Origin of the sequence: Microbispora sp. NPDC046973 (assembly GCF_040644495.1) — a bacterium.
Lineage (GTDB): Bacteria > Actinomycetota > Actinomycetes > Streptosporangiales > Streptosporangiaceae > Microbispora.
This window is the reverse complement of sequence record NZ_JBEYWQ010000012.1, coordinates 94,598-116,057: the sequence shown is the minus strand read 5'-3', so window position 1 is coordinate 116,057 and position 21,460 is coordinate 94,598. Positions and strand designations below refer to the sequence as shown.

The 21,460-nt window shown below is 73.2% G+C and carries 19 protein-coding genes; 10 read left to right on the top strand and 9 right to left on the bottom strand.

All coding sequences use genetic code 11. The annotated features are described in order from the left end of the window. Nucleotides 1-81: 81 nt before the first annotated feature. On the top strand, nucleotides 82-2,319 hold the full coding sequence (locus ABZ860_RS22740) for a P-loop NTPase fold protein (protein ID WP_357223267.1): 2,238 nt from the start codon (nucleotides 82-84) through the stop codon (nucleotides 2,317-2,319). A 121-nt stretch (nucleotides 2,320-2,440) separates the two neighbouring features. Continuing rightward, complete coding sequence (locus ABZ860_RS22735) at nucleotides 2,441-3,730, top strand: glycosyltransferase family 4 protein (protein WP_357223264.1); 1,290 nt, start codon at nucleotides 2,441-2,443, stop codon at nucleotides 3,728-3,730. Between the two features lie 46 nt (nucleotides 3,731-3,776). Here ABZ860_RS22735 and ABZ860_RS22730 read toward each other — a convergent pair whose 3' ends face one another. The 3 genes from ABZ860_RS22730 to ABZ860_RS22720 are packed head-to-tail and all read right to left on the bottom strand — an operon-like array spanning nucleotide 3,777 to nucleotide 5,873. Then, nucleotides 3,777-5,045, bottom strand: a complete 1,269-nt coding sequence (locus ABZ860_RS22730) for a cytochrome P450 (RefSeq protein WP_357223261.1) — start codon at nucleotides 5,043-5,045, stop codon at nucleotides 3,777-3,779. A gap of 1 nt (nucleotide 5,046) precedes the next feature. Beyond that, nucleotides 5,047-5,247 (bottom strand): ferredoxin, encoded by a 201-nt coding sequence (locus ABZ860_RS22725; protein WP_357223258.1) that lies wholly within the window; start codon nucleotides 5,245-5,247, stop codon nucleotides 5,047-5,049. Further along, nucleotides 5,244-5,873: a helix-turn-helix domain-containing protein gene (locus ABZ860_RS22720; RefSeq protein WP_357223256.1), complete on the bottom strand. Its 630-nt coding sequence runs from the start codon at nucleotides 5,871-5,873 to the stop codon at nucleotides 5,244-5,246. The genes ABZ860_RS22725 and ABZ860_RS22720 overlap by 4 nt, the downstream gene beginning before the upstream one ends. Nucleotides 5,874-5,996: 123 nt before the next feature. On the opposite strand from ABZ860_RS22720, the gene ABZ860_RS22715 reads away from it, so the two are divergent. The 5 genes from ABZ860_RS22715 (at nucleotide 5,997) to ABZ860_RS22695 (ending at nucleotide 11,547) form a co-directional block, all read left to right on the top strand. Then, nucleotides 5,997-7,127 carry a sensor histidine kinase gene (locus tag ABZ860_RS22715; protein WP_357223253.1) on the top strand — a complete coding sequence of 377 codons (1,131 nt, stop codon included), beginning with the start codon at nucleotides 5,997-5,999 and terminating at the stop codon, nucleotides 7,125-7,127. A 177-nt stretch (nucleotides 7,128-7,304) separates the two neighbouring features. After that, a complete protein-coding gene (locus ABZ860_RS22710) occupies nucleotides 7,305-8,456 on the top strand; it encodes a glutathione-independent formaldehyde dehydrogenase (RefSeq protein ID WP_357223251.1) in 1,152 nt (383 codons plus the stop codon). A 130-nt stretch (nucleotides 8,457-8,586) separates the two neighbouring features. After that, nucleotides 8,587-9,492, top strand: coding sequence for a D-isomer specific 2-hydroxyacid dehydrogenase family protein (locus tag ABZ860_RS22705; RefSeq protein ID WP_357223248.1), 906 nt, complete (start codon nucleotides 8,587-8,589; stop codon nucleotides 9,490-9,492). Between the two features lie 54 nt (nucleotides 9,493-9,546). Further along, nucleotides 9,547-10,797 carry a hypothetical protein gene (locus tag ABZ860_RS22700; RefSeq protein WP_357223246.1) on the top strand — a complete coding sequence of 417 codons (1,251 nt, stop codon included), beginning with the start codon at nucleotides 9,547-9,549 and terminating at the stop codon, nucleotides 10,795-10,797. A 66-nt stretch (nucleotides 10,798-10,863) separates the two neighbouring features. After that, nucleotides 10,864-11,547 carry an endonuclease V gene (locus ABZ860_RS22695; RefSeq protein ID WP_357223243.1) on the top strand — a complete coding sequence of 228 codons (684 nt, stop codon included), beginning with the start codon at nucleotides 10,864-10,866 and terminating at the stop codon, nucleotides 11,545-11,547. A 50-nt stretch (nucleotides 11,548-11,597) separates the two neighbouring features. Here the strand turns inward: ABZ860_RS22695 and ABZ860_RS22690 are convergent, their stop codons facing one another. The 4 genes from ABZ860_RS22690 to ABZ860_RS22675 all read right to left on the bottom strand — a co-directional run bounded on the left by ABZ860_RS22690 (nucleotide 11,598) and on the right by ABZ860_RS22675 (nucleotide 15,031). Beyond that, a complete protein-coding gene (locus tag ABZ860_RS22690; RefSeq protein WP_357223240.1) occupies nucleotides 11,598-11,906 on the bottom strand; it encodes a thiamine-binding protein in 309 nt (102 codons plus the stop codon). Nucleotides 11,907-11,978: 72 nt separating this feature from the next. Then, the gene (locus ABZ860_RS22685) at nucleotides 11,979-12,464 is read right to left on the bottom strand and encodes a DUF6194 family protein (RefSeq protein WP_357223237.1); all 486 of its coding nucleotides are present in this window, start codon (nucleotides 12,462-12,464) and stop codon (nucleotides 11,979-11,981) included. 130 nt (nucleotides 12,465-12,594) lie between these two features. Continuing rightward, nucleotides 12,595-13,452, bottom strand: coding sequence for a universal stress protein (locus ABZ860_RS22680; RefSeq protein ID WP_357223235.1), 858 nt, complete (start codon nucleotides 13,450-13,452; stop codon nucleotides 12,595-12,597). Between the two features lie 208 nt (nucleotides 13,453-13,660). Further along, nucleotides 13,661-15,031 carry a cellulose binding domain-containing protein gene (locus ABZ860_RS22675; protein ID WP_357223232.1) on the bottom strand — a complete coding sequence of 457 codons (1,371 nt, stop codon included), beginning with the start codon at nucleotides 15,029-15,031 and terminating at the stop codon, nucleotides 13,661-13,663. 215 nt (nucleotides 15,032-15,246) lie between these two features. Between ABZ860_RS22675 and ABZ860_RS22670 the strand changes: the two genes are divergently transcribed. The 3 genes from ABZ860_RS22670 to ABZ860_RS22660 are packed head-to-tail and all read left to right on the top strand — an operon-like array spanning nucleotide 15,247 to nucleotide 20,336. Continuing rightward, nucleotides 15,247-16,386 (top strand): glutamate--cysteine ligase, encoded by a 1,140-nt coding sequence (locus ABZ860_RS22670; protein ID WP_357223229.1) that lies wholly within the window; start codon nucleotides 15,247-15,249, stop codon nucleotides 16,384-16,386. A gap of 3 nt (nucleotides 16,387-16,389) precedes the next feature. After that, nucleotides 16,390-18,171 (top strand): N-acetylglutaminylglutamine amidotransferase, encoded by a 1,782-nt coding sequence (locus ABZ860_RS22665; RefSeq protein ID WP_357223226.1) that lies wholly within the window; start codon nucleotides 16,390-16,392, stop codon nucleotides 18,169-18,171. After that, a complete protein-coding gene (locus ABZ860_RS22660) occupies nucleotides 18,171-20,336 on the top strand; it encodes an alpha/beta fold hydrolase (protein WP_357223223.1) in 2,166 nt (721 codons plus the stop codon). Before ABZ860_RS22665 ends, ABZ860_RS22660 begins: the two co-directional genes overlap by 1 nt. A gap of 16 nt (nucleotides 20,337-20,352) precedes the next feature. On the opposite strand, the gene ABZ860_RS22655 is transcribed toward ABZ860_RS22660, so the two are convergent. Both ABZ860_RS22655 and ABZ860_RS22650 read right to left on the bottom strand, forming a co-directional pair. Then, complete coding sequence (locus ABZ860_RS22655; RefSeq protein WP_357223220.1) at nucleotides 20,353-20,562, bottom strand: hypothetical protein; 210 nt, start codon at nucleotides 20,560-20,562, stop codon at nucleotides 20,353-20,355. Between the two features lie 150 nt (nucleotides 20,563-20,712). Next, on the bottom strand, nucleotides 20,713-21,429 hold the full coding sequence (locus tag ABZ860_RS22650) for a hypothetical protein (protein WP_357223559.1): 717 nt from the start codon (nucleotides 21,427-21,429) through the stop codon (nucleotides 20,713-20,715). Nucleotides 21,430-21,460: the final 31 nt, after the last annotated feature.

Here is a 21,460-nt window from a genome sequence, read left to right as displayed (position 1 = left end):
GGCCCGCCGTGTCCGCCACGGCGGGCCCTCCTCCTACGGGGACGGCGGGCATGTCCCGTCCGCGCGTAGGACGATGTGACCATGAGCACACCCCCGGCTTCCCCAGCCGAGCAGGCAACAGTCGAGCAGGCCGTCGCCCGTATCGCCGACGAAACGGGGCAGGTCTCGGGCGCGGGCGTCCTCGTCGCCGCCGATCTCGTGCTGACGTGCGCGCACGTGATCATCCGCGGGAGGCAGGAACGGCCGGAGACCGTGCTGGTGGACTTCCCGTTCCTCCGCACGGGGCCCTCGCGGGCAGAGGTCCACTTCCTGGCGCCGGCGACACCCGGTTCGGAGCTGCCGACGGGGGATCTCGCCGTCCTCCGGCTGGAGACCGCACTGCCGCCGGACGTCCGGCCGGTCGAGTTCGCCGCCGCCGCGCCGCCCGGCCTTCAGGTCAGCGTCTACGGTTTTCCGGACGGCTACCCGGACGGGCGCTGGGTGTCCGGGCGCACGGTGGGAAGCCTGCCGAGCGGCGCCGTCCAACTGGAGGTCACCGACAGCGCGGGGTTCACGGTCGGCTACTCCGGAGCGCCCGTCTGGAGCCCCGAACTCGGCGCGGTGCTCGGCATCATCGTCGCGGCGGACGGGCAGGGAGGCAGAGCCGGATACATGAGCCCGGCTCCCGCTCTGGCCGAGACGTGGCCGGAGTTCGACGCCGTCGTCCGCTCCGCCCCGGAGCGAGCCGCCGGGGCTGCCAGGGGCCGGCGCCGGGGAGCCGCGGAGGTCGCGTCCGGCGGGCGGGAGCGCACGCAGTGGGTCAGCGACGCACCGGCCGACCATGACGTGCTCAAGCGGACCGCGCTGGCCAACGTGCTCGCCAGGCAACTTCGCCACGCGCGGACCGAGACCCCCGACGCGTCGTTCCTGGTGCACGTCGACGGTTCGTGGGGGACGGGCAAGAGCACCCTGCTCAAGCTGCTCGCCCGCGAACTGCACGGCGATTCGATCGTGGCCTTCTTCGACACCTGGCGGCACGTGCGGATCGAACCGCCCTGGTGGGCGCTGCTCGTCGCCATCCGCAAGGCGGTCGTCCAGCACAGGCCTCGCTGGCGGCGTCCCCTCTTCCTCCTGCGTGAGTTGCTTGCGCGCGTCCGCCGTGACGGCGCCCCTCAGGTGCTGTCGGGGCTGCTGCTGGTGGGCGGGGCGCTCCTCGCCGCGTTGCTGTTCAGGGCGGGCGTCATCACGGTCCGCAGCGTCGAGCCGGCCTTCAAGACCGTCACGACCGTCGTCGGAGCGGCCGGCGCGTTGTGGACGGCCGGGATCCTCCTCAGCAGGTACGCGATGTGGGCGTCGGCGCGCCGGGCCCGCACCTTCGAGGACTCCCACACCGATCCCATGAACGACGTCGCCGAGCACATCGCCTGGCTCGTGCGCCACGCCGGGCGGCCCATCGTCGTCCTCGTCGAGGACCTCGACCGCTGCACCGCCGACTACGTCGTGAACTTCCTCGACTCCGTCCAGACGCTTGTCCGCGACGTACCCGCGCACTGGCGGCGGCCCGTGCGCCGCACCCCAGGCTGGCACGCCCCGAGCTTCGTCGTCGCGATGGACGGCGCCTGGCTGCGCTGCGCCTACGAGAACGCGTACGAGACGTTCAAATCGGCCGTCGCCGAGCCGGGGCGGCCCATCGGCTACCTGTTCCTGGACAAGCTCTTCCAGCTCAGCGTCCCCATGCCGAGGCTCGGCGGGGCCGGCCGGGACCTGTACTTCGGCCGGCTGCTCGGCGTGAGCGCCGAGAAGCCCCCGCCCGCCACCGCCGACCAGGTCCGCGCGGCGCTCACGGCGAGCGGCGACGAGATCGAGGTGCTGGAGACGCTGGCGAAAGCCGACCCCCGGGTCCGCGAGATCGTGGCCGCGCAGGCGGTCGAACGGATCCTCGACGCCGGCGTACAGGACGTCTCCCGGCACGCCCTCGCGAAGTTCTCCCGGTTGCTGCACAGCAATCCGCGCGCGATGAAGCGGTTCGTCAACACCTACACCGTCCTGCGTGCCGTACGCGTTCTGGAGGGCAGCCTGGTGCCGACCGACACCCTCGCGCTGTGGACGCTTCTTCGCATCCGATGGCCGGAGCTGGCCGACCACCTGGAGGCGCATCCCGAGGCGATCGATCGAATCATGGAAGGTTCCGCGCAGGGCCTCCCGGAGTCACTCCGGGAGCTGGCGACCTCCGAGGACCTCCATGAGGTGCTGTGCGGCGTGCCGGGGGTGACGCTCACGCCCGACGTGATCCGCGCCTGTTCCGGCGCGGGCGACGACCTGGCGCCGCTCCGTCCGTAGTCACCGGCGGGCGGCCCGCGCTCCGACCGTCCTCGTCGTGCGGAGCGGTCCCGCTGCCGCCGCGGCCGCAATGCCCGGGACGGGCTTGGCCGGGCGTGGCGTGAGGGACTAGGTTCGCGCCGTGCCCACCGCTGATCATGCCTCCCCCGGCGTCCGCGTCTACGCCGTCTGCTCGGAGGTCCCGCCCGACGTCGTCGGCGGGCTGGGCCGGTACGCCGAGCGGATCATGGACGCCCTGCGCGACGCCGGGGTGCCGGTCGTGGTCTTCGGCGCCACGGCCCGCCGGGGCCGGGCGCCCCGGACCGAACGCCGGGGTGAGGTCACGCTGCACCGCCTGCCCACCCCCGGTTACGGCCTGCGCGGGGGCCCGGTCCTTCCGCCGGGCGTACGGCGGCTCGCCAGGGTCGCCGGGTTGCTCGTCTTCAACGTGCGGGCGGCCGCCCGGATCCTCACGGCCGAGGCGGGACGGACCGGGGCGGTCGTCGCGGTGCACGACTGGATGGGCTGCGTTGCCGGGATCCTGTGCCGCGTGCTGGGGCGGCTGCCGGTGGTGTTCCACGTGCACACCCGCGAGCTGAACGCCTATATGGATGGGCACCGGTCGGCGTACGCCGTACTCCTCGACCTTCTGGAGACGGCCCAGGCGAGGACGGCGCGCCTGATCATCGTGCCGAGCGCCCGCATGCGCGACGACCTCGCCGCCCGCGGCTGGCCCGCGGACCGGATGCTCGTCGTGCCGCACGGCTTCGAGGAGCCCGGACTGCTGCGGCTGGCCGGGCTGCCCGACGGCGAGCGCGACCGGGTCCGCGCGGAGGTGCGGCGGCGCTACCTGCCCGGCGGGCAGGGGCGGCTCGTCGTGTTCGCCGGGCGGCCGTCGCCGCACAAGGGGATCGGCACGCTGATCCGGGCGGTGCCGCGGGTCGTCGCCGAGCACGGTGACGCGCGGTTCGTGCTGATCGGCGCACAGGCGCCGCAGACCGACGACGCCTCGACGGTGGCCCGGCTGATCGAGCGGACGCGGACCTCCGGGCACGTGGTCGCCGGCAACCGCTTCCTCGCCCCCGCCGAGGTGTTCGCGCACTTCCTGGCCGCCGACGTCTGCGTCTTCCCGTCGGTGTACGAGCCGTTCGGCCTGGTCGCGGTCGAGGCGATGGCGCTCGCCCGCCCGGTGGTCGTCGGGCCCGGCTACTCGCCGGAGGTCGTCGGCGACGGCGCCGTCCGCTGCGCACGCGACGATCCCGGCGAGCTGGCCGCGGCCCTGCTGCGCCTCCTCGGCGACGCCGAGGAGGCGGACCGGCTCGCCCTGCGGGCAGCCGCGTACGTGCGGGAGCGCTACAGCTGGGCGCGCACCGCCCGGCTCACCCTGGCGGCGTACGCCGGCGCCGCGTGCCCCCGCCCGGGGACCCGATGACGGCCGTCGCGTCCGTCCGGGCCTCGGCGGACGGCCCCGCCGGCGGTCAGCCGACGCGGAGCGGAAGCGTACGCGGCCCCCGCACCTGGCCGGGAGCCCAGGTCACCGCAGAGGGATCGGCGAGGCCGAACACGGGGATCCGCTCCAGCCAGACCTCCAGGGCGACCCGGAGCTCCATGCGGGCCAGATGGGAGCCGACGCAGCGGTGGATGCCGAGCCCGAACGCCACGTGCCGGTTGATCTCGCGGTCGATGATCACTTCGTCGGCCCGGTCGAACTGCGCGGGATCGCGGTTGGCGGCCGGGAACGACAGCAGGACCCAGTCGTCGGCCTTCATGTCGACGCCGCGCCAGTGCATGTCCTCCTTGACCAGCCGCGCCATCGTGACCGGCGCGTACGCCCGGAGGAACTCCTCCATCGCGGTCGGCAGCAGTCCGGGCTCGGCGACCAGGCGCTCCCGGTCGGCCGGGGTCTTCGCCAGGTGCCACAGCGAGGCGCCGATCGCGCTCCACGTCGTGTCGATCCCGGCGATGAGCAGCAGGGCGATCGTGCCGGCGACGTGCGAGGGTTCGAGCTTGCGGCCGTACAGCTCCGCGTCGACGAGGTAGGTCGTGAGATCGTCGCGCGGGTGGTCGACGTGGTCGCGGATCTGGACGTACAGGTAGTCGAACAGCTCGTCCATGTTCGCGACCCGCTGCTCCGGCGGCAGGTTGACGCCTTCGAGCGCGTGCTCGACGAACTCCCGGAACCTGGGCCCGTCCTCGGGCGGGAAGCCCAGCATGTCGGCGATGACCCGCATCGGGATGTGCTGCGCGTAGTCGCGGGCGGCATCGACGATCTCCGCGCCTTCGAACCCGTCGATCAGGGAGTGGCAGAACGCCCGCGTCGCCTCCTCCCGCTTGGCCACTTCCTTCTTGGTGAACGCCGGGAGCAGCAGCTTGCGCGCGTCGTGGTGGAACGGCGGGTCGGAGGAGATCGGCGGCACGGCTCCCACCGGCGCGAGCTCCCGGGGCGGCCGGTAGTTGCTCATGATGATCGCCCGGGAGGAGAAGCGTTCGGTGTCGTAGGCGATGGCCGCGATGTCCTCGTAGCGCGTCGGCAGCCAGCCGCCGCCGAACCTCTCGGTGTGCGCGATCGGGCAGCGCGCCCGCAGGTCGTCCTGGATGGGGTACGGATCGGCGGCCCACTCGGACTCAAGGTGGGAGAAGTCGGTCGTCCAGTCGGACACCGGGCCGGTGATGATCTCGTTGCGCGTGCCGATGGGCTGTTCCTGCGGCTCGCGGAGGTCGCGGACGAAGCGATCGTCGACGGTCATGTCAGGCCTCCTCGACCAGGACGATCGCCTTCTCCGGGCAGTTGGAGGCCGCGACGCGCGCCGCGCGCTCGCCGCCCGGCGGCACGACGCCGTCGCCCGCGACCTGGCCATAGCCCTCGTCGTCCTCGGTGAACAGGTCGGGCGACAGGTCGTAGCAGCGGCCGTGTCCCTGGCAGCGCTCGGGATCGATCTGCACTTTCACTGGTGCTCCCCTTTATTCGGTGGCGTCCGCGGAGTGGGGTCGGTGGGGGCGATGGCGGTGACGAGGCGGGTGAGCAGGTCGCTCCACTCCTCGTCGCCGACCGCGTGCAGGTCCGGTGTGAGCACGGCGCTGCCCATCGCGAGCAGGAGACACAGATGGGCGACGGCGCCGGGCGAGAGCGCCGGGTCGATCTCGCCGTCGTCCTGGGCGGCGCTGACGAGCCCGGTGAGCCAGCCGGCCCGCTCGCCGACGTAGTCGCGCATCGGACGGGCCACGTCCTCGTCGCGGCGGGCCGCGACGAGCGCCTCGACGATCAGGGAGCCGCGGGCGTCGGGGCGGCGCGGGAGGCGGCGGCCGACGGCGACGAGCAGGTCCGCGACCGGCCGGTCGGGGTCGGCGGCCAGCAGGTCGGCCAGCAGCAGCGGCCCGTGGGCGCGCAGCGCGGCCACGATCAGCTCGGCCTTCGAGCCGAAGTGCGCGTACAGGGCGCCGTTGCTCACTCCGGCCGCCGCGGCGATGTCGGCCACGCGCGTGCCGTCGTACCCGCGCCGGGCGAACACGTCGACGGCCGCGCGCAGCAGCCGCTCCCGCGTCTCGGCGGCGGTGACACCCGCGATCCGGCCCATGACGGAATTAAATGGTCGTTCATTTGATTGCGTCAAGCCCGTGCCCGCCCCTATGGCGGCCGCCGCCTCTCGTACGGGAAGGACGGCGTGACAAGAGTCAGACAAAAGTCGCAATATAGACGAATGCGGAACAAATGGGACGTGCATCGCGACTGGTTCGTGGACGCGGCCCTGGCTGCGGCCGTCATCGCGTTCACCGTCCCCACCACCCTCATCGGTTACAGCTTCTCCCTCTGGGGCGGCGCGCCGGACGCGCTCGAGATCACGGTAGGAGCGATCACCGCGGCGACCATGCTGCTGCGGCGCCGCACCCCCTGGCCCGCGATCGTCGCCTCGGCCGTGTGCGGTTGCGTCACCGGGCAGGTCGTGCCGATGATCCTCGCCGTCTTCTCGATGACCGCCGAGCATCGGGTGCGCCGGTGGCAGTACGTCGCCCTGGCCCTGACGGTGGTCTACTTCGTGGTCGACTACCGCAACCCGCACACCGACCACTCGGTCTACCTGAACATCGTCCGCGCGCTGACCCTCATCTACCTGCCCGCGGTGGTCGGCACCTGGGTGAACGCCTACCGGCGGCTCATCCGGGATCTACGCGTCGGTGTACGCGAACGCGAGGAGATCGCCGCCTCCGAGGAGCGCCGCAAGATCGCCAGGGAGATGCACGACACCGTCACCCACGCGGTCACCGCCATGGTGCTCAACGCGGGCATGGCCCGTGACACCACCGAGCCGGGCGAGATCCGGGAGCTGATGGCGGCCATCGAGGACAAGGGCGTTCAGGCGCTCGGCGAACTGCGGCAGTTGCTCACCGTGCTCCGGCGCGAGGACGGCGACCTCGCCGAGGGCACCGAGGCGATCGCCCGGCTGGTCGGCGAGGCGCGGGCGAGCGGGCTCAAGGTCGACCTCCGCCTCGACGCTCCCCCGGGGGCGCTGCCGCGACAGGTCTCGCACGCGTGCTACCGCCTGGTGCAGGAGGGGCTGAGCAACGTGCGCAAGCACGCACCGGCCTCCCTCGTGCACGTCACCTGCGAGGTCACCGGCGACCAGGTGGCGGTCTCCGTGGTCGACACGCCGGACCGCGACGGCGCCGGCGGGAGGACGGTCAGGGCGGCGCCCTCCCTCGGCGGCGGGTACGGCCTGGCCGGCATCAGGGAGCGCGTCTCCCTCGCGCAGGGCCGGTTCTTCTCCGGGCCGACCCCCGAGGGCGGTTTCGTGCTCGCCGCCCGGCTTCCCCTCCGGTCGCCGCACGGCTGAACTCGTTTTTTCCCCCACCCGGCGGGGTACGTGCCTTTCACACCGATACAGCGCGGGCCCATGGGTCCGAACGCATCGGCCCGGTTCGTCTGGGCACTGGGCCGCCGTCGTGGATAGCGTGCGCGCGGCGCGCCCCTTTGCACGCGTCTGCCGTAACGATCGCGTTTGAGGGTAGCCATGAAAGCCGTGGTCTACGAAGGCCCCCGACAGGTCAAAGTCACCACCGTTCCGGACGCCCGGATCGAACGGCACACCGACGTGCTCGTCCGCGTCACCACCTCCAACATCTGCGGGTCCGATCTGCATATGTACGAGGGCCGGACCACTTTCGCGCCGGGCCGGGTCCTCGGTCACGAGAATCTGGGCGAGGTCGTCGAGGTGGGGGACGCGGTCGACCAGGTCAAGGTCGGCGACATGGTGTGCCTGCCGTTCAACATCTCCTGCGGCTTCTGCGCCAACTGCGAGAAGGGCCTGACCGCCTTCTGCCTGACCACCAACCCGAAACCGGGCGTCGCCGGCGCCGCGTACGGCTACGCCGACATGGGCCCCTACAACGGCGGCCAGGCCGAGTTGCTGCGGGTGCCGTACGGCGACTTCAACTGCCTCATCCTGCCGGAGGACGCGCGGGAGAGGCAGACCGACTACGTCATGCTGGCCGACGTCTGGCCCACCGGCTGGCACGCGACCATGCTCGCCTGCGTGCAGCCGGGCGACACCGTCGTGGTCTACGGCGCGGGCCCGGTCGGCCTGATGGCCGCCTACTCGGCCCTGCTCAGGAACGCGAGCGGCGTGATGGTCATCGACCACCATCCGGACCGGCTGGCCAAGGCCGAGGAGATCGGCGCGATCCCGATCGACGACTCCCGGTCCTCCCCCGTCGAGCAGGTCCTGGAGCTCACCCAGGGGATCGGCGCCGACCGGGGCTGCGAGTGCGTGGGCTTCCAGGCGCACGATCCGGAAGGCGCGGAGCATCCCAACATGACGCTGAACGACCTGGTCAAGTCGGTCAAGTTCACCGGGAACATCGCCGTCGTCGGCCTCTTCCTCCCCCGCGACCCCGGCGGCGGGAACGAACTCTACAAGCGGGGCGAGATGGCCATCGACTACGGGACCTTCTGGTACAAGGGCCAGACGATGAGCACCGGGCAGTGCAACGTCAAGAACTACAACCGGCAGCTGTGCGCCCTCATCCACGAGGCCGGAGCCCGGCCGTCCTGGATCGTCTCGCAGGAGCTGGACCTCGACGACGCGCCCGAGGCGTACGCGCACTTCGACGCGCGGGAGGAGGGCTGGACCAAGGTGGTCCTGCATCCGAACAAGGCCGGCTGACCGCGCGCCGGAGCCCGGCCGTCCTGATCGCGATGCGCGGTGCCCGTGATCGGCCGAAGTGGGCGGACCATACTCTTGGGGAGGAAAGCCGCGCCGCGGAGGCGCCTGGCGCGACCAGGAAGGGACGGGCGTGCTCACCGTCTGTGTGGCCCCGGCGGACCCGCCGCTGATCGTCGAATCCGTCCGCGCCGCCGGCGGCCAGGTCGTGGATGATCCCGGCCTGGCGGAGGCGCTGGTCTGGACCGACTCGCGACCGGAGGGCGTGCGGGACTACCTGACGCCGAGCGTGCGCTGGGTCCAGCTGCCCTCCGCGGGCGTCGAACGGTGGACGCGGGAGGGGCTCGTCGACTCCACCCGCGTGTGGTGCTCGGCGGCGGGGGCCTACGCCCCGCAGGTCGCCGAGCACGCCCTCGCCCTGCTGCTGGCCGGGGTGCACCGGCTGCCCGCCGCCGCCCGGCGCCGTACGTGGCAGCGCGACGAGCCCGGCACGCTGCGCGGGAGCACGGTGGCCGTCGTCGGCGCGGGCGGGATCGGCAGGGCGGTCATCCCCGCGCTGCGCGCCCTCGGCGCGAACGTCCTCGCGGTCAACCGCTCGGGCGAGCCCGTGGAGGGCGCGGCCGAGACCGTGCCGTTCACGGGCCTGGCCGCCGTCTGGCCGCGGGCCGATCACGTCATCCTGGCCGCGCCCGCCACCCCGGAGACGTATCGGATGGTCGGGCGGGACGAACTGCGCGCCCTGGGCCCGCACGCGTGGCTGGTCAACGTGGCCCGGGGTGAGCTCGTCGACACCGACGCCCTGCTCGCCGCGCTGCGCGCCGGCGAGATCGGCGGCGCCGCCCTCGACGTCACCGACCCCGAGCCGCTGCCGGACGGGCACGGCCTGTGGGCCGAGCCGAACGCGCTGATCACGGCGCACAGCGCCAACCCGCAGGCCCGCCTCACCGAGGGCCTCGCCGAGCGGGTGCGCGAGAACGTCGCCCGCTATCTGCGGGGGGAGCCGCTCCTGGGCCGCATCGATCCGGCGCGGGGCTACTGACGCGGCGCCGGGCCCGGTTTGCGCGGACCGGACGGTCGCGGGGAAGATCGTCCGATGGCCTCCCCCAGCCCGGCACGACGGCGGTTCGCGCTCTTCGCGGTCGCCGCCGCCGTCGTCTGCGTCTGCTTCGCGCGGGCCGAATCGGCTCTGTGGACCGCTGACGGGACTTTCCTGTCGAAGCCCCTCGTCATGGTCGACCGGACCGTGGAGCCGATCGCGGTCCTCGTGCTGGCGCTGCCGCTGGGAGTGCTGATCGACCGGACGCGACGCCGTTCCGTCCTGGTGGTGTCGGCGCTGCTGGGCGCGGCGGCCCTCGCGTCCGTCTCGGCGGCCGGGGCTCTCGGAGCACCCACCTGGCCGCTTCTGCTCGCGGTGATGCCGGCGAGCGGCGTCCTGGCGACGGTGACGGGACTCGCCCGGGACGCGTACCTGCCGTCCGTCGTACGGCGCGAGCGCCTGATTCCGGCGAACGTCCTGCTTCTGGCTCTGCTGCCGCAGGTCGTCGTCGTGCCGATGACGCTGGCGGGGGTCCTGTGGCGGGGGCCCGTGTTCCTGTGCGCGATCGGCCTGGCGTCGGCCGCGGCGGCGGCGCTGTTCCGGGGCGTCCGCGCCGTCGAGAGCCCGCCGCCGCCCAGGGCGGGGCTGTGGCGGGAGACGGCGGAGGGGATCCGTTTCACGGTCCGGCATCCGGCGCTGCGGGCGATCGCCCTCTATCTGGTGCTGTCGGCCCTGTTCGCCGAGATCGGCGACGCGGTGGCGGGCGGGGCGTGGGAGGCCGCGTTCCACGCCCTGAGCAGGGCGGACGGGACGTTCGCCTGGTGGCTGATGAGCGCGCCGGCGTACGTCCCGTCCGTCATCGGGGCTCTGGTGGCCGTGCTGCTGCATCGCAGGCTCGGCGCCTTCCGCCTGGCCGGGTGGGCCCTGATCGTGAGCGGGCCGTTCACCCTGCTGCTCGCCTTGTCCGGCACCGGACCCGGGTGGATCTGGTACGGCCTCGGGACCGCCGTCCCTGCGACCGGGACGCTGATCGCCTCCGTCGCCCTGCTCAGTCACCGGCAGGCCGTCACGCCCCACCGGCTGCTCGGGCGGACGGGCGCTCTGCTGATCGTCCTCACCACCGTGGCCGACGGCGTGGCGGACCTTCTGGAAGGGCCCGCGGAGCGGCTGGCCGAGCTGGGCGGCGTCGCGCCCGTCGCGCTCGCCACCGTCGCCGCGCTCGCCGCCGCCGTCCCGCTGCTGCGGGCCAGGCGGTCCGCGGCCCGCCACGACGCCGGAGCGGCCGTCGACTCCGTACCCTCAGGGTGACGTCGTCGCGCCGGCCGGCGCCGCGGTCGCATTCCACCGGTCCACAACCCGCCACTGGGGATTTCGATGAAGGTCTGCTCCATCGCCGCTCCGGCCACGGCCGAGGAGGCGGAGGCGATCCAGGACGCCCTGCGGCCCCGGCTCGACCTGACCGGCCCAGGTCCCCGTGACCCCGCCCTGGTCGCGGGGGTGGACGTGGCCTATGCCGACGACCTGCTGGCCGCCGCGGTCGTGGTGCTCGACGGGACGAGCCTGGACGTGGTCGAGCAGGTGACGGTGCCGGGACGGCCCGCCTTCGACTACGTTCCCGGCCTGCTCGCCTTCCGCGAACTACCCAGCCTGATCGAGGCGCTGGAACGGCTCACGGTCACGCCCGACCTGATCGTCTGCGACGGCTACGGCCTGGCGCATCCGCGCCGGTTCGGGCTCGCCTGCCACCTCGGGGTGCTCACCGGCCTGCCCACGATCGGCGTCGGCAAGACGGCCTTCGTCGGCTCCTTCGAGCCGCCCGGCCGGGAGCGCGGCTCATGGAGCGAACTGCTCCTCGACGGTCAGGTGGCCGGCCGGGTGCTGCGCACCCGGGACGGCGTCAAGCCGGTCTTCGTGTCCGTCGGCCACCGCGTCGACCTGGAGACCGCCTGCCACGACGTGCTGGCCCTGACCCCGCGTCACCGGCTCCCCGAGACGACGCGGGCCGCCGACCGCCTGTCCCGTTCGGCGCTGAAGGCGGCTCTGGCCGCCTCCACCTGACCACGGGGTTGCCGAAAGGCGGCGGGGGCGACACGCGTCCCCGGCCGTGATCAGGACGCGCCTTCGGCCAGGTGACGTTCCACGGTGGCCACCTTGGCGTCGAGCCTGCCCTGCCCGGCGCGGGCGTCGGCCTTGAGCACCAGGCTGACGCGGGAGCAGCGGGCCTCCACGGCGGCGACCGCGTCCTTGACGACGCCGAGCACCTCGTCCCACGTCTCACCCTCGACCGTGGTGAACATGGCGTCGGTGCGGTTGGGCAGCCCCGAGGCGCGGACCACGCGCACCGCCTCCGCCACCGTCTCGCCGACATCCTCACCGGCGCCGATCGGCGTGACGCTGAACGCGACGAGAACCGACATGAGACCTCCTCGAAGATCGCATCCCCGGGCCACGCTAACACCCGCCGCCGGGCGGCGGCGGGTGCGGGTGGTTCACGCGCGGGTCGTACGCTCGCCCGTCCTGTGGCGGGCGGCCGCACGGGCGTGCGCGTCGGCGAGGAGAGCACGCACCCGCGCGGCGGTGGCGTCGCCGGGGTTGAGCACGCAGATCCACGACTGGGCCGCGTACACCGGGTGCGGCAGGATCCGGTCCGGCACGCGGTAGTCCAGCGCCTCGTGGTGGCCGGCGTGCGCGGCCGGCGGATAGCCGAGCAGGTCCTCGAACACGGCGCGGCCGACCCCGATGTTGACCCGGAAGACGCCGGGGCGGTTCAGGTCGGAGGCGGTGTCGAACCCCTCGTAGTCCTTCACGACGATCGTGGCGAAGGGCATCTTCCGGTTGGCCGGTTCGTCGTCCGGGTCGTAGTAGAAGAAGGTGTCCCCCCATGCCGCCTGCGGGGCGCCGTTGTCCGCCGCGGCGGTGAAGGCGACGACACCCGGCAGGCCGGTCACGAATTCGATGACGTCGTTCTCGGTCACACGAGATCCTTTTCTCGCTGGATTTCCTCCTTCAAGTTTCTCATTCAAGTCCTTTATGAGACTTTTCCGAAAAACCCGCTGGCAGCCGTTCGCCAACCCTCAATCCGCGGGTAAGAGCTGCGCTTCGGCCTCAGCCCCGGCGGGGCCGCACCACCGCGACGGTGCAGTGCGCGTGGTGCAGGACCGCCCGGCTCACCGAGCCGAGCACCGCCGCCCCCACGGCGCCGCGCCCTCGCGACCCCACGACGAGCAGGTCGGCCTTCTCCCCCGCCTCGACCAGCGCGGCGACGGGGTGCGCGCAGACGGCCCGCATCTCGGCGGCGACGTCGGGATACCGGTCCCGGTAGGTCCGCAGCGCGCCCGCCACGTAGTCCTCCTGCGCCTTGCGCAGCTCGTCGACGTCGTAGGTGATCTCGGGCGCGAAGGGGTGCACCGGAAGCTGCCAGGCGTACAGGGCGAGCAGGCGGCACTCACGCAGCCGCGCCTCCTCGAACGCGTAGGTCAGGGCGGCGCCGGCCTCGTCGGAGCCGTCGATGCCGACGACGACCAGCCCGTGAGGCGCCGACACCCCGGCACGCACCACGACGACGGGGGCGTCGACCTGACCGGCGACGTGCATGCCGACCGATCCGAGCAGCATGCCGGCGAACCCGCCGTGTCCCCGGCTGCCGATCACGATCTCCGCCGCGTTCCCTGCCTCCTGACGCAGCACCCGGGACGGGTCGCCCTCGACCATGGCGGTGGCCACGCGGACGCCCGGGTGGGTCTCCCGCACGGCCTGCTCGGCCTCCTCCAGGATCCGCCGGCCGGCCCGGTCGAGCTGGTCCTCGACGGGGATCGGATAGCGCGCGATCTCGTACGGCAGGCGGTCCACCGCGTGGACGATCCGCAGCGGCAGCCCTTTGCGTGCCGCGTCGCCGGCGGCCCATTCCACCGCGGCGGCCGCGGCGCGCGATCCGTCGGTGCCGACGATGACGGGTTGGGTCATGGCTCCTCCTTCTGCTCCTGCCCCCATCCGACCGCCTGCGCCTCGTCCGGGGCAGGGCCGCTGGTCCCTGCCGCGCGGGACCTTTCTCCTCCCACGGCAGAGTTCGTGACGGAGTGTCGACGCGGAGCGGCCGGCTCGCGTGGCGCCGAGGCACGCAAGCCGGCCGGGGCCGGAAACAGCCAGACGGGTCAGAGGCAGGTCGGGAGGGTCAGGAGCAGGCGAACCCGCTCGCCCCCGGTGAGGAGGGGCCGGACCCCTGGAAGCCGAAGCTCGCCGACGCGCCGGGCGCGAGGCTCTTCGCCCACGAGGGCGCCTTGGCCGTCCAGCGGGTGCCGCTGGAGGTCACGGTCGCGCTCCAGCCGCTGACGAGGCTCACTCCGGACGGCATGTCCCAGGTGACCGTCCAGTCCGGCAAGGTCGCGGCGCCGGTGTTCTTGACCGTGACGTTCGCCGTGAACCCGCCCTGCCACGAGCTGGCCACCTGGTAGGTCACCTGGCAGGTCCCGGGGTTCGCCGACGGCGACGGGCTGGGACTGGGACTGGGACTGGGCGACGCGGAAGGAGACGCGGACGGCGAGGCGGACGGTGACGCGGAGGGCGAGGTGGAGGGCGACGGCGACGGCGAGCCGCTGGGGGTCGTCGTGGTGTAGCTCGCCTCGGTGTAGTCCGCACCGCACTGCGATCCGCAGGACGAGGGCAGGGCGAAGCTGTAGACCCGGCCGCCGTTCACCAGCGCGTCGGACGCGTCGCGCACCCGGATCTGGAACCGCGTCGCGCCCTGCGTGACCCCGCCGATGATGTACGACTGGCCCATGTCGGAGTTCATCTGGGCCTGCTTCCAGGCGCCGTCGGCGTAGTACTCCACCCCGTGGATGCCGTTGGGCAGGTGGGAGACCGCGATCGCGGGCCACCACGCCTGCGCGCCCTTCATGAACCCGATCCTGATGTCGCCGCTGTAGCCGGGCGCCGGGACGAACGACCAGGTCACGTGGCGGTTGTTCCAGTGGTTCGGGTACATGTCCCCGACCGGCGCCCCGTTCTTGACGAACCTGTTGAGCGACGGCTTCGACAGGTCCAGGTGATACCGGTCGTCGCGGCACCAGCCGTTGGAGTCGCCGCAGCTGTCGGCGACGAGCATGGTCAGCGTGGCCCCGTTGTAGGCGTCGGACACCCACGAGCCGTTGCGGCAGAACGGCTGGCCGGGCGCGCCGTCGTTGACGCCGGTGCAGTAGTCGGAGACGGTCACCTTCACATACCGGCCGCAGTTGAGGCCGTTGTTCCACAGCCCGGCCTTGGACGCGTTCGCGCCGGTCAGCGGCCGGGGGTAGAAGGAGTAGTCGCCGGGCGTGTCGTACACGTTCAGCGCGACGAAGTCCTGCGAGTCCAGCTCCGGCTGCGGCATGCCGCAGCCGCCGTACGGCGAGCCGAGACCGTCGAAGTAGGTCGCACTGCCGGTCACCGGCGCGGGCGGGTCGTCGACCGCGCCGGCCGGCGTCGCGGCGGGCCAGGCGGTGAGCAGCACCGCGGCGAGGGCTGCCGCCCAGATGCGGCGTCGGACGGAGGTTGCGCGGCCGGTCATCGGGCTCCCTGCGGTCACGGTCGTGCTCGGAACGCCGAGAAGCGTGGCGGCGGGGCCGCGACCCGGTCAAGGCGGCCTCAGGGACGACTCCGGTGAGCTGGGGATCCTCCGGTGAGTGCCTGTAACTTTCATCACCATGCCAAACCAGAGATGTGCGTAAGCCGACTTTCAGGGCAGAGAGCACGAAAATACTCATCAGCCTGGGGAGCGGCTACATGACAGACCTCGCACGGGACATGGCGGTCGGCGTCGAAGAGGAGTTTCACGTCGTGGACCTGGGAACCCGGCAGCTCGTCCCGCGCGCCGGTCTGCTCCTCCAGCAGTTGCCACCCGACCGGTTCACGCAGGAGTTGCACCGTTCGGTCGTGGAGGCCAACACCCGCCCGTGCACACGTCTGGAGGACCTCTCCAGGGAGCTGGCCGGGCTGCGGGCCGGCGCGGTCGCCGCGGCGGACGGTCTCGGCCTGGGCATCGTCGCCGCCGGGACGGTCCCGCTGGTCGATCCCGAGACGATGAAGATCTCCCCCGATCCGCGCTACGAGCAGATGCTGGACGACTACCAGGCGCTCGCCCGCGAACAGCTCATCTGCGGCACGCAGGTGCACGCCGAGGTGCACGACCGCGACCTCGCGGTGGCCGTCACGCACCGGCTGGCTCCCTGGCTGCCGCCGCTGCTGGCCTTGAGCTGCAGCTCGCCGTACTGGATGGGGGCCGACACCGGTTACGCGAGCTTCCGGTCGATGGTGTGGCAGCGCTGGCCGACCGCGGGGCCGGCGGGGCGGTTCGAGTCGGCCGAGGAGTACGACGCGATGGTGGACGAGCTGATCCGGTCGGGGGTCGTCAGCGATCCCGGCATGCTCTACTTCGACGTCCGGCCGTCGGCGCACGTGCCGACCGTCGAGCTGCGGGTGTGCGACGCCTGCCCGCGCGTGGACGACATCGTGCTGATCGCCGGGCTGTTCCGCGCACTCGTCAGCCGGGAGCTGGACGCCCTCACCGCCGGCGGGCCGCCCTCCGCGGCCGAGGAGTCCGTGCGTACGGAGCTGGTGCGGGCCGCCTCCTGGCGGGCGGCGCGCTCCGGGCTGGACGACGAGCTGGTCGATCCCGTCGAGGGCGTGCCGAGGCCGGCCCGCACGGTCGTCGGCCGGATGCTGGAGGGGCTCCGGCCGCAGCTGGAGGAGTCCGGCGACTGGGCGCTCGTCTCGTCGCTGGCCGCCCGCGCGCTGGCGGACGGCGGATCGGCCGCCCGGCAGCGCGCGGCGTTCCGGCACGGCGGCCGCCTGAGCGACGTGGTGGATCTCCTGCTCGCCGAGACGAGATCCGGCGACCGGCGACTCGCGGCGGCGGGGAGGTAGGACATGTGCGGACTGACCGGCGAGATCCGGTTCGACGGACGGCGCGCCGACATCGGCGCGGTGGGCAGGATGACCGACGCGATGCACGACCGCGGCCCGGACGGGTCGGGCCTGTGGTCGCAGGGCCCGGTCGCCCTCGGCCACCGGCGCCTGAAGATCATCGACCTGTCGGACAAGGCGGCCCAGCCGATGGCGGACCCCTCCCTCGGCCTGGCCGCGGTCTTCAACGGCTGCCTCTACAACTACCGTGAGCTGCGCGAGGAGCTGCGGGCCGAGGGATACCGCTTCTTCTCCGACTCCGACACGGAGGTCCTGGTCAAGGCGTTCCATCGCTGGGGCCCCGACTGCGTGCACCGCTTCGCGGGGATGTTCGCCTTCGCCGTCTTCGAACCGGAGACGGGACGGCTGACGCTCGCCCGCGACCGGCTCGGCATCAAGCCCATGTACGTGTCGGGGGACGGGCGGCGGCTGCGCTTCGCCTCCACCCTGCCCGCGCTGCTGGCGGGCGGCGAGGTGAACACCGACATCGACCCGGTCGCGCTGCACCACTACATGACCTTCCACTCGCTGGTGCCCGGCGAGCGCACCGTCCTCGCCGGGGTGCGCAAGCTGCCTCCGGCGACCGTACGCACGGTCGAGGCCGACGGGACCTCCCATGACACGGTCTACTGGGACCCGCCCTTCACCCGCCTGCCGCGATACGAGGGCATGGACGCGCACGACTGGCGCGAGGCCGTGCTCGACCGGCTGCGCGCCGCCGTCCGCAGGCGCATGGTCGCGGACGTGCCCGTGGGCGTGCTGCTGTCGGGCGGGCTGGACTCCAGCGTCATCGTGGCCCTGCTGGCCGAGGAGGGCCAGCGGGACCTGTCGACGTTCAGCATCGGGTTCCACGCGGCCGGCGGCGACGCGGGAGACGAGTTCCGCTACTCCGACCTGGTCGCCGAACGCTTCGGCACCGACCACCACCGCATCCTCATCGAGGACTCCCGCCTGCTGTCCGGTCTGCCGGAGGCGGTCTCGGCCATGAGCGAGCCCATGGTGAGCCACGACTGCGTCGCCTTCCACCTGCTGTCGGGGGAGGTGGCCAGGCACGTCAAGGTCGTGCAGTCCGGGCAGGGCGCCGACGAGGTGTTCGCCGGATACCGCTGGTTCCCCCCGCTGGCCGCCGTGCCCCGCGAGGAGGCCTTCGCGACGTACGCCCGGGAGTTCTTCGACCGGCCGCACGAGGACCTCGCCGGCATCGTCGCACCGGACCGTCTGGCCGGGGAGGACGTGAGCGCCGACGTCGTCCGCCGCCACCTCGCCCGGCCGGGCGCCGAGACCGCGCTCGACGCGGTGTTGCGCCTGGAGACCCGGCTGATGCTCGCCGACGACCCGGTCAAACGCGTGGACAACATGACGATGGCCCACGGCCTGGAGGCCCGCACGCCCTTCCTCGACCACGAACTGGTCGAGCTGGCGGCGGCGTGCCCGCCGGAGCTCAAGCTCGCCGAGGGCGGCAAGGGCATCCTGAAGGAGGCCTCCCGGGCGCTGCTGCCGCGCGAGGTCGTCGACCGGCCGAAGGGCTACTTCCCGGTGCCCGCGATCCGGCACATCGACGGGCCGTTCCTCGACCTGGTGCGCGACGCGCTCACCGCGCCCGCCGCGCGCTCCCGCGGCCTGTTCGACAAGGCGTACGTCGAGGAGCTGCTGGAGAACCGGGAGGCCCACCGCACCACGACGGGGGTCAACGTGCTGTGGCAGCTCGGGCTGCTGGAGATGTGGCTGCAGGCGCAAGGAATCTGATGGCGGAGCACCTCCTCGGCGCTGTCCTTCCCGGCACCGGCGTCGTCGGCGCCGGGTTTCTCGACACCTGGAGCTGCCGGACGCCGGCTCTGGCGCCGGACCGGCGCGCCGTCGCGTACGTCAGCGACAGGGACGGCGCGCCGCGGGTCTGGGTCCAGCCGGTGGAGCCGGGCGGCCGGGCACGGGTCGTCGACACCGGGCCCGAGCCGGTCGCCGACGTGAGCTGGTCACCGGCCGGAGATCGGCTGGCCGTGCTCGTGGCGCCGGGCGGCGGCGAGCACACGCAGGTCTGGACGGTCCGGACCGACGGCGGCGACCTGCGCCCGCTGGCCGCGCCCGACGGCGGATCGGCGTGGTTCGTCGAGTGGACCGGCCGGGGCGACCTGCTCCTGGTGGCCGAGGTCTCCGCGGCCGGGCTGACCGAGGCCCTGCTGGTCGACGCGGCCACCGGGAGCCGGGAGACGGTCGCCGCCGGGCCGCTGCTGCATCCGGAGGCGGTCAGCCGCGACCACGCGAGGGTGCTGCTGCGGCACGGCCCGCGCGGAGTCCGGCGGATGTACGTCAAGGACCTCTCCCCGGGCGGCGGGCACCTCCCGGCGGGTGACACGGGCCCGTCCCGGGGTGCCACGGACGGGAGCGGCACGGGCCCGTCATGGGGTGGCACGGGCGCGTCCGGCGGCGTCGCGGAGCGGTCGCTGCTCGCCGGCCTGCCCGGCTCGTCCGAGCACGGCGTGCTCTCGCCCGACGGCGCGACCGCCTACCTGCTGACCGACGCGGGCCGGGACCGCGCCGCGCTGATCGCCGTGCCGGTCGACGGACTGGCCGACGGGCCGGTTCACGGGCCGGTTCACGGGCCGGTCGGCGGGCCGGTCGACGCGGGCCGGGAGGGTCTTCCTGCCGTGGTGGCCGAGCGGCCGGACGCCGAGCTGGACCGCTTCGCACTCAGCGTGGACGGCCGCCGCCTCGTGCTGGCGTGGAACGCGGCCGGACGTTCGGAACTGGAGGTGCTGGAGACGGGCAACGGCCCCGCCGCCGGTTCCGATGACGCGGGGCACGCGGACACCGGGGACCCGGATGCCGCCGGCACGGATATCGGCAGGGCGGATGTCGGCACCGCCGCGAGCACCGGGGGCACGGCCGGTGGCGGAAGCGGCGGCGCGGCGGCCGGGTTGGGTGCGGAGCTCGGCGTAGGCCCCGGGTGGGTGCGACGCCCGCTCCCCGCTCCGCCCGGCGAGGTGGTCTCCTCGATCAGGCTCTCCATGGACGGCCGGATGGCCGTGCTCGCCGTCGAGGGGCCGGCCCAGCCGTCGCACGTCGTGCTGTGCGACCTGGACGCGGGCCGCTACCTGCCGGTCGCCGGAACCGGCCGCCTCGCCGGGGCCGTGGACGCCGAGCTCGTGCGCGTCCCGGCCCGCGACGGGCTTGAGCTCAGCGGATGGCTCTACCGGCCTCCCGGCGTCCTGGGCCCGGCACCGTACGCGGTCTTCCTGCACGGCGGGCCCGAGGACCAGGAGCGACCGGCGTTCACCCCGCTGTACCAGTGCCTGGTGGCCGCCGGCATCGGGGTGTTCGCGCCGAACGTGCGCGGCTCCGCCGGGTCCGGCCGGGCCTTCCGCGAGGCCGACAACCACGCGCTGCGCTTCCGCGCCATCGACGACGTGGCCGACTGCGCCGCCCATCTGGTGCGGGCAGGGCTCGCCGACCCCGCTCGCCTCGCGTGCCTGGGCTGGTCGTACGGCGGCTACCTCACGCTGGCCGCCCTCGTCACATATCCACGGCTCTTCCGCACCGGGGTGGACGTGTGCGGAATGGCGGACTTCGCCACCTTCTACGCGCGCACGGAGCCGTGGATCGCGGCGGCCGCCGTGAGCGAGTACGGCCATCCCGAGGCCGATCGCGACCTGCTGCACGCCCTGTCGCCCCTGCACGCCTTCGACCGCCTGGCCGCTCCCCTCCTCGTGGTGCACGGCGCGCGGGACACCAACGTCCCGGTGTACGAGGCCGAGCAGGTCGTCCGCGCGGCCCGGGCCCGGGGCGTGCCCTGCGAGCTGCTGCTGTTCGAGGACGAAGGGCACGAGATCCGGCGGCGGGCCAACCGAATCGTGTTCGCGGGGCGGGTGACCGAGTGGCTCGTACGGCGCCTGACCGGCGTCTCCTCCGGATGACTCCCGGCGGCGGCTCTCAGCGCGACTCGTGGAGCCGCGCCAGGTCGCTCTCCATCTTCGCGATGACCCGCTGGTACCCCTCCCAGCCGTACAACCGGAACAACTCGGACTTCAAGCGGAGCGTCTCCTCCTGCACCGCCTCTGGACCCTGGCGGCGTATGGCGTCGAGCGCGAGACGCGCCTGCCGCTCTCGGTCGGTGGTTCCGGCGAGATCCTCGCGTCTCATCTCAGGAGTAGGCATGGGGCTCTGCCCTCCGGGTCTGGACGAACGGTGCCTACACCTGACGCGCCTCGGTAGCGCTAGGTTGACGGCCGCGAGAAAAACTTCGAAACGAACACGTACCGGCGAGTAGGCATCAGCGTCCCCGATGCCGCGTCAGGGCGCCTCGCCGCCGGGAACGTCGACCGCGATCTCTCCGCCCAGCCGGTGCCCCCCGCCGAGCTCGAGGTTGTCGCCGCTCCAGAACCTTCCGGGGTCGTACCAGTTCGGGCGGCGGCCCGCGGGCAGCAGGCCCATCGCCTCGTACGTCACCGCGACGACCTCGGCGCAATAGGCCGTCTCCAGGGCACGGTCCAGCGCACCGGCCGCCGCGCCGTCGCGGGCACCGTCCTGGGTGCCGTCCCCGGCGCGATCCCGCGTGCCGTCGCCGGCGCCGTCCCGTGCTCCGCGCCGGAGCGAGGGCAGCCGCCCCCGCAGCCAGCGCCCGGCCAGGCGGGCCGTCGACGGGAACGGCGTGCCGTCCAGTCGCGCGATCGTCCGCAGGACGGCGTCCTCCATCTCCCGGGTGGCGGACGGCTCCAACTGCCGCAGCCAGGCGCGCTGGCCATACCTGGCCGCCCAGACGCAGACCGCGTCACGCATGTCGTGCAACTGGACGCCGCGCTGATGCGTGCCCGACCACATGTCGGGCAGCGACCGGCCGAGTTCGGCGTGCCACATGAGCGGCGGCAGGTCCTCGATGACGACGGCCATGCCGACGTGGTTGACCGGGCTGTTGGTGGTGACCTGGATGGCGCGGTCCGGCACACTGCGTCCGCGGAAAACCCAGACGTCACCGGTACGGGCTAGTTCGAGCGCCTTGTCGAGACTTATCCGCGTATGAGCCACGGCAGTAGCCTAGGCA

Bases quoted from the DNA above. Each gene is read 5' to 3' on its own strand.
- ABZ860_RS22670 (WP_357223229.1), top strand. From the start codon at position 15,247: ATGACAGACCTCGCACGGGACATGGCGGTCGGCGTCGAAGAGGAGTTT.
- ABZ860_RS22730 (WP_357223261.1), bottom strand. From the start codon at position 5,045: ATGACCGTCGACGATCGCTTCGTCCGCGACCTCCGCGAGCCGCAGGAA.
- ABZ860_RS22720 (WP_357223256.1), bottom strand. From the start codon at position 5,873: ATGGGCCGGATCGCGGGTGTCACCGCCGCCGAGACGCGGGAGCGGCTG.
- ABZ860_RS22655 (WP_357223220.1), bottom strand. From the start codon at position 20,562: ATGAGACGCGAGGATCTCGCCGGAACCACCGACCGAGAGCGGCAGGCG.
- ABZ860_RS22690 (WP_357223240.1), bottom strand. From the start codon at position 11,906: ATGTCGGTTCTCGTCGCGTTCAGCGTCACGCCGATCGGCGCCGGTGAG.
- ABZ860_RS22680 (WP_357223235.1), bottom strand. From the start codon at position 13,452: ATGACCCAACCCGTCATCGTCGGCACCGACGGATCGCGCGCCGCGGCC.
- ABZ860_RS22665 (WP_357223226.1), top strand. From the start codon at position 16,390: ATGTGCGGACTGACCGGCGAGATCCGGTTCGACGGACGGCGCGCCGAC.
- ABZ860_RS22700 (WP_357223246.1), top strand. From the start codon at position 9,547: ATGGCCTCCCCCAGCCCGGCACGACGGCGGTTCGCGCTCTTCGCGGTC.
- ABZ860_RS22660 (WP_357223223.1), top strand. From the start codon at position 18,171: ATGGCGGAGCACCTCCTCGGCGCTGTCCTTCCCGGCACCGGCGTCGTC.
- ABZ860_RS22740 (WP_357223267.1), top strand. From the start codon at position 82: ATGAGCACACCCCCGGCTTCCCCAGCCGAGCAGGCAACAGTCGAGCAG.
- ABZ860_RS22715 (WP_357223253.1), top strand. From the start codon at position 5,997: ATGCGGAACAAATGGGACGTGCATCGCGACTGGTTCGTGGACGCGGCC.
- ABZ860_RS22695 (WP_357223243.1), top strand. From the start codon at position 10,864: ATGAAGGTCTGCTCCATCGCCGCTCCGGCCACGGCCGAGGAGGCGGAG.
- ABZ860_RS22710 (WP_357223251.1), top strand. From the start codon at position 7,305: ATGAAAGCCGTGGTCTACGAAGGCCCCCGACAGGTCAAAGTCACCACC.
- ABZ860_RS22675 (WP_357223232.1), bottom strand. From the start codon at position 15,031: ATGACCGGCCGCGCAACCTCCGTCCGACGCCGCATCTGGGCGGCAGCC.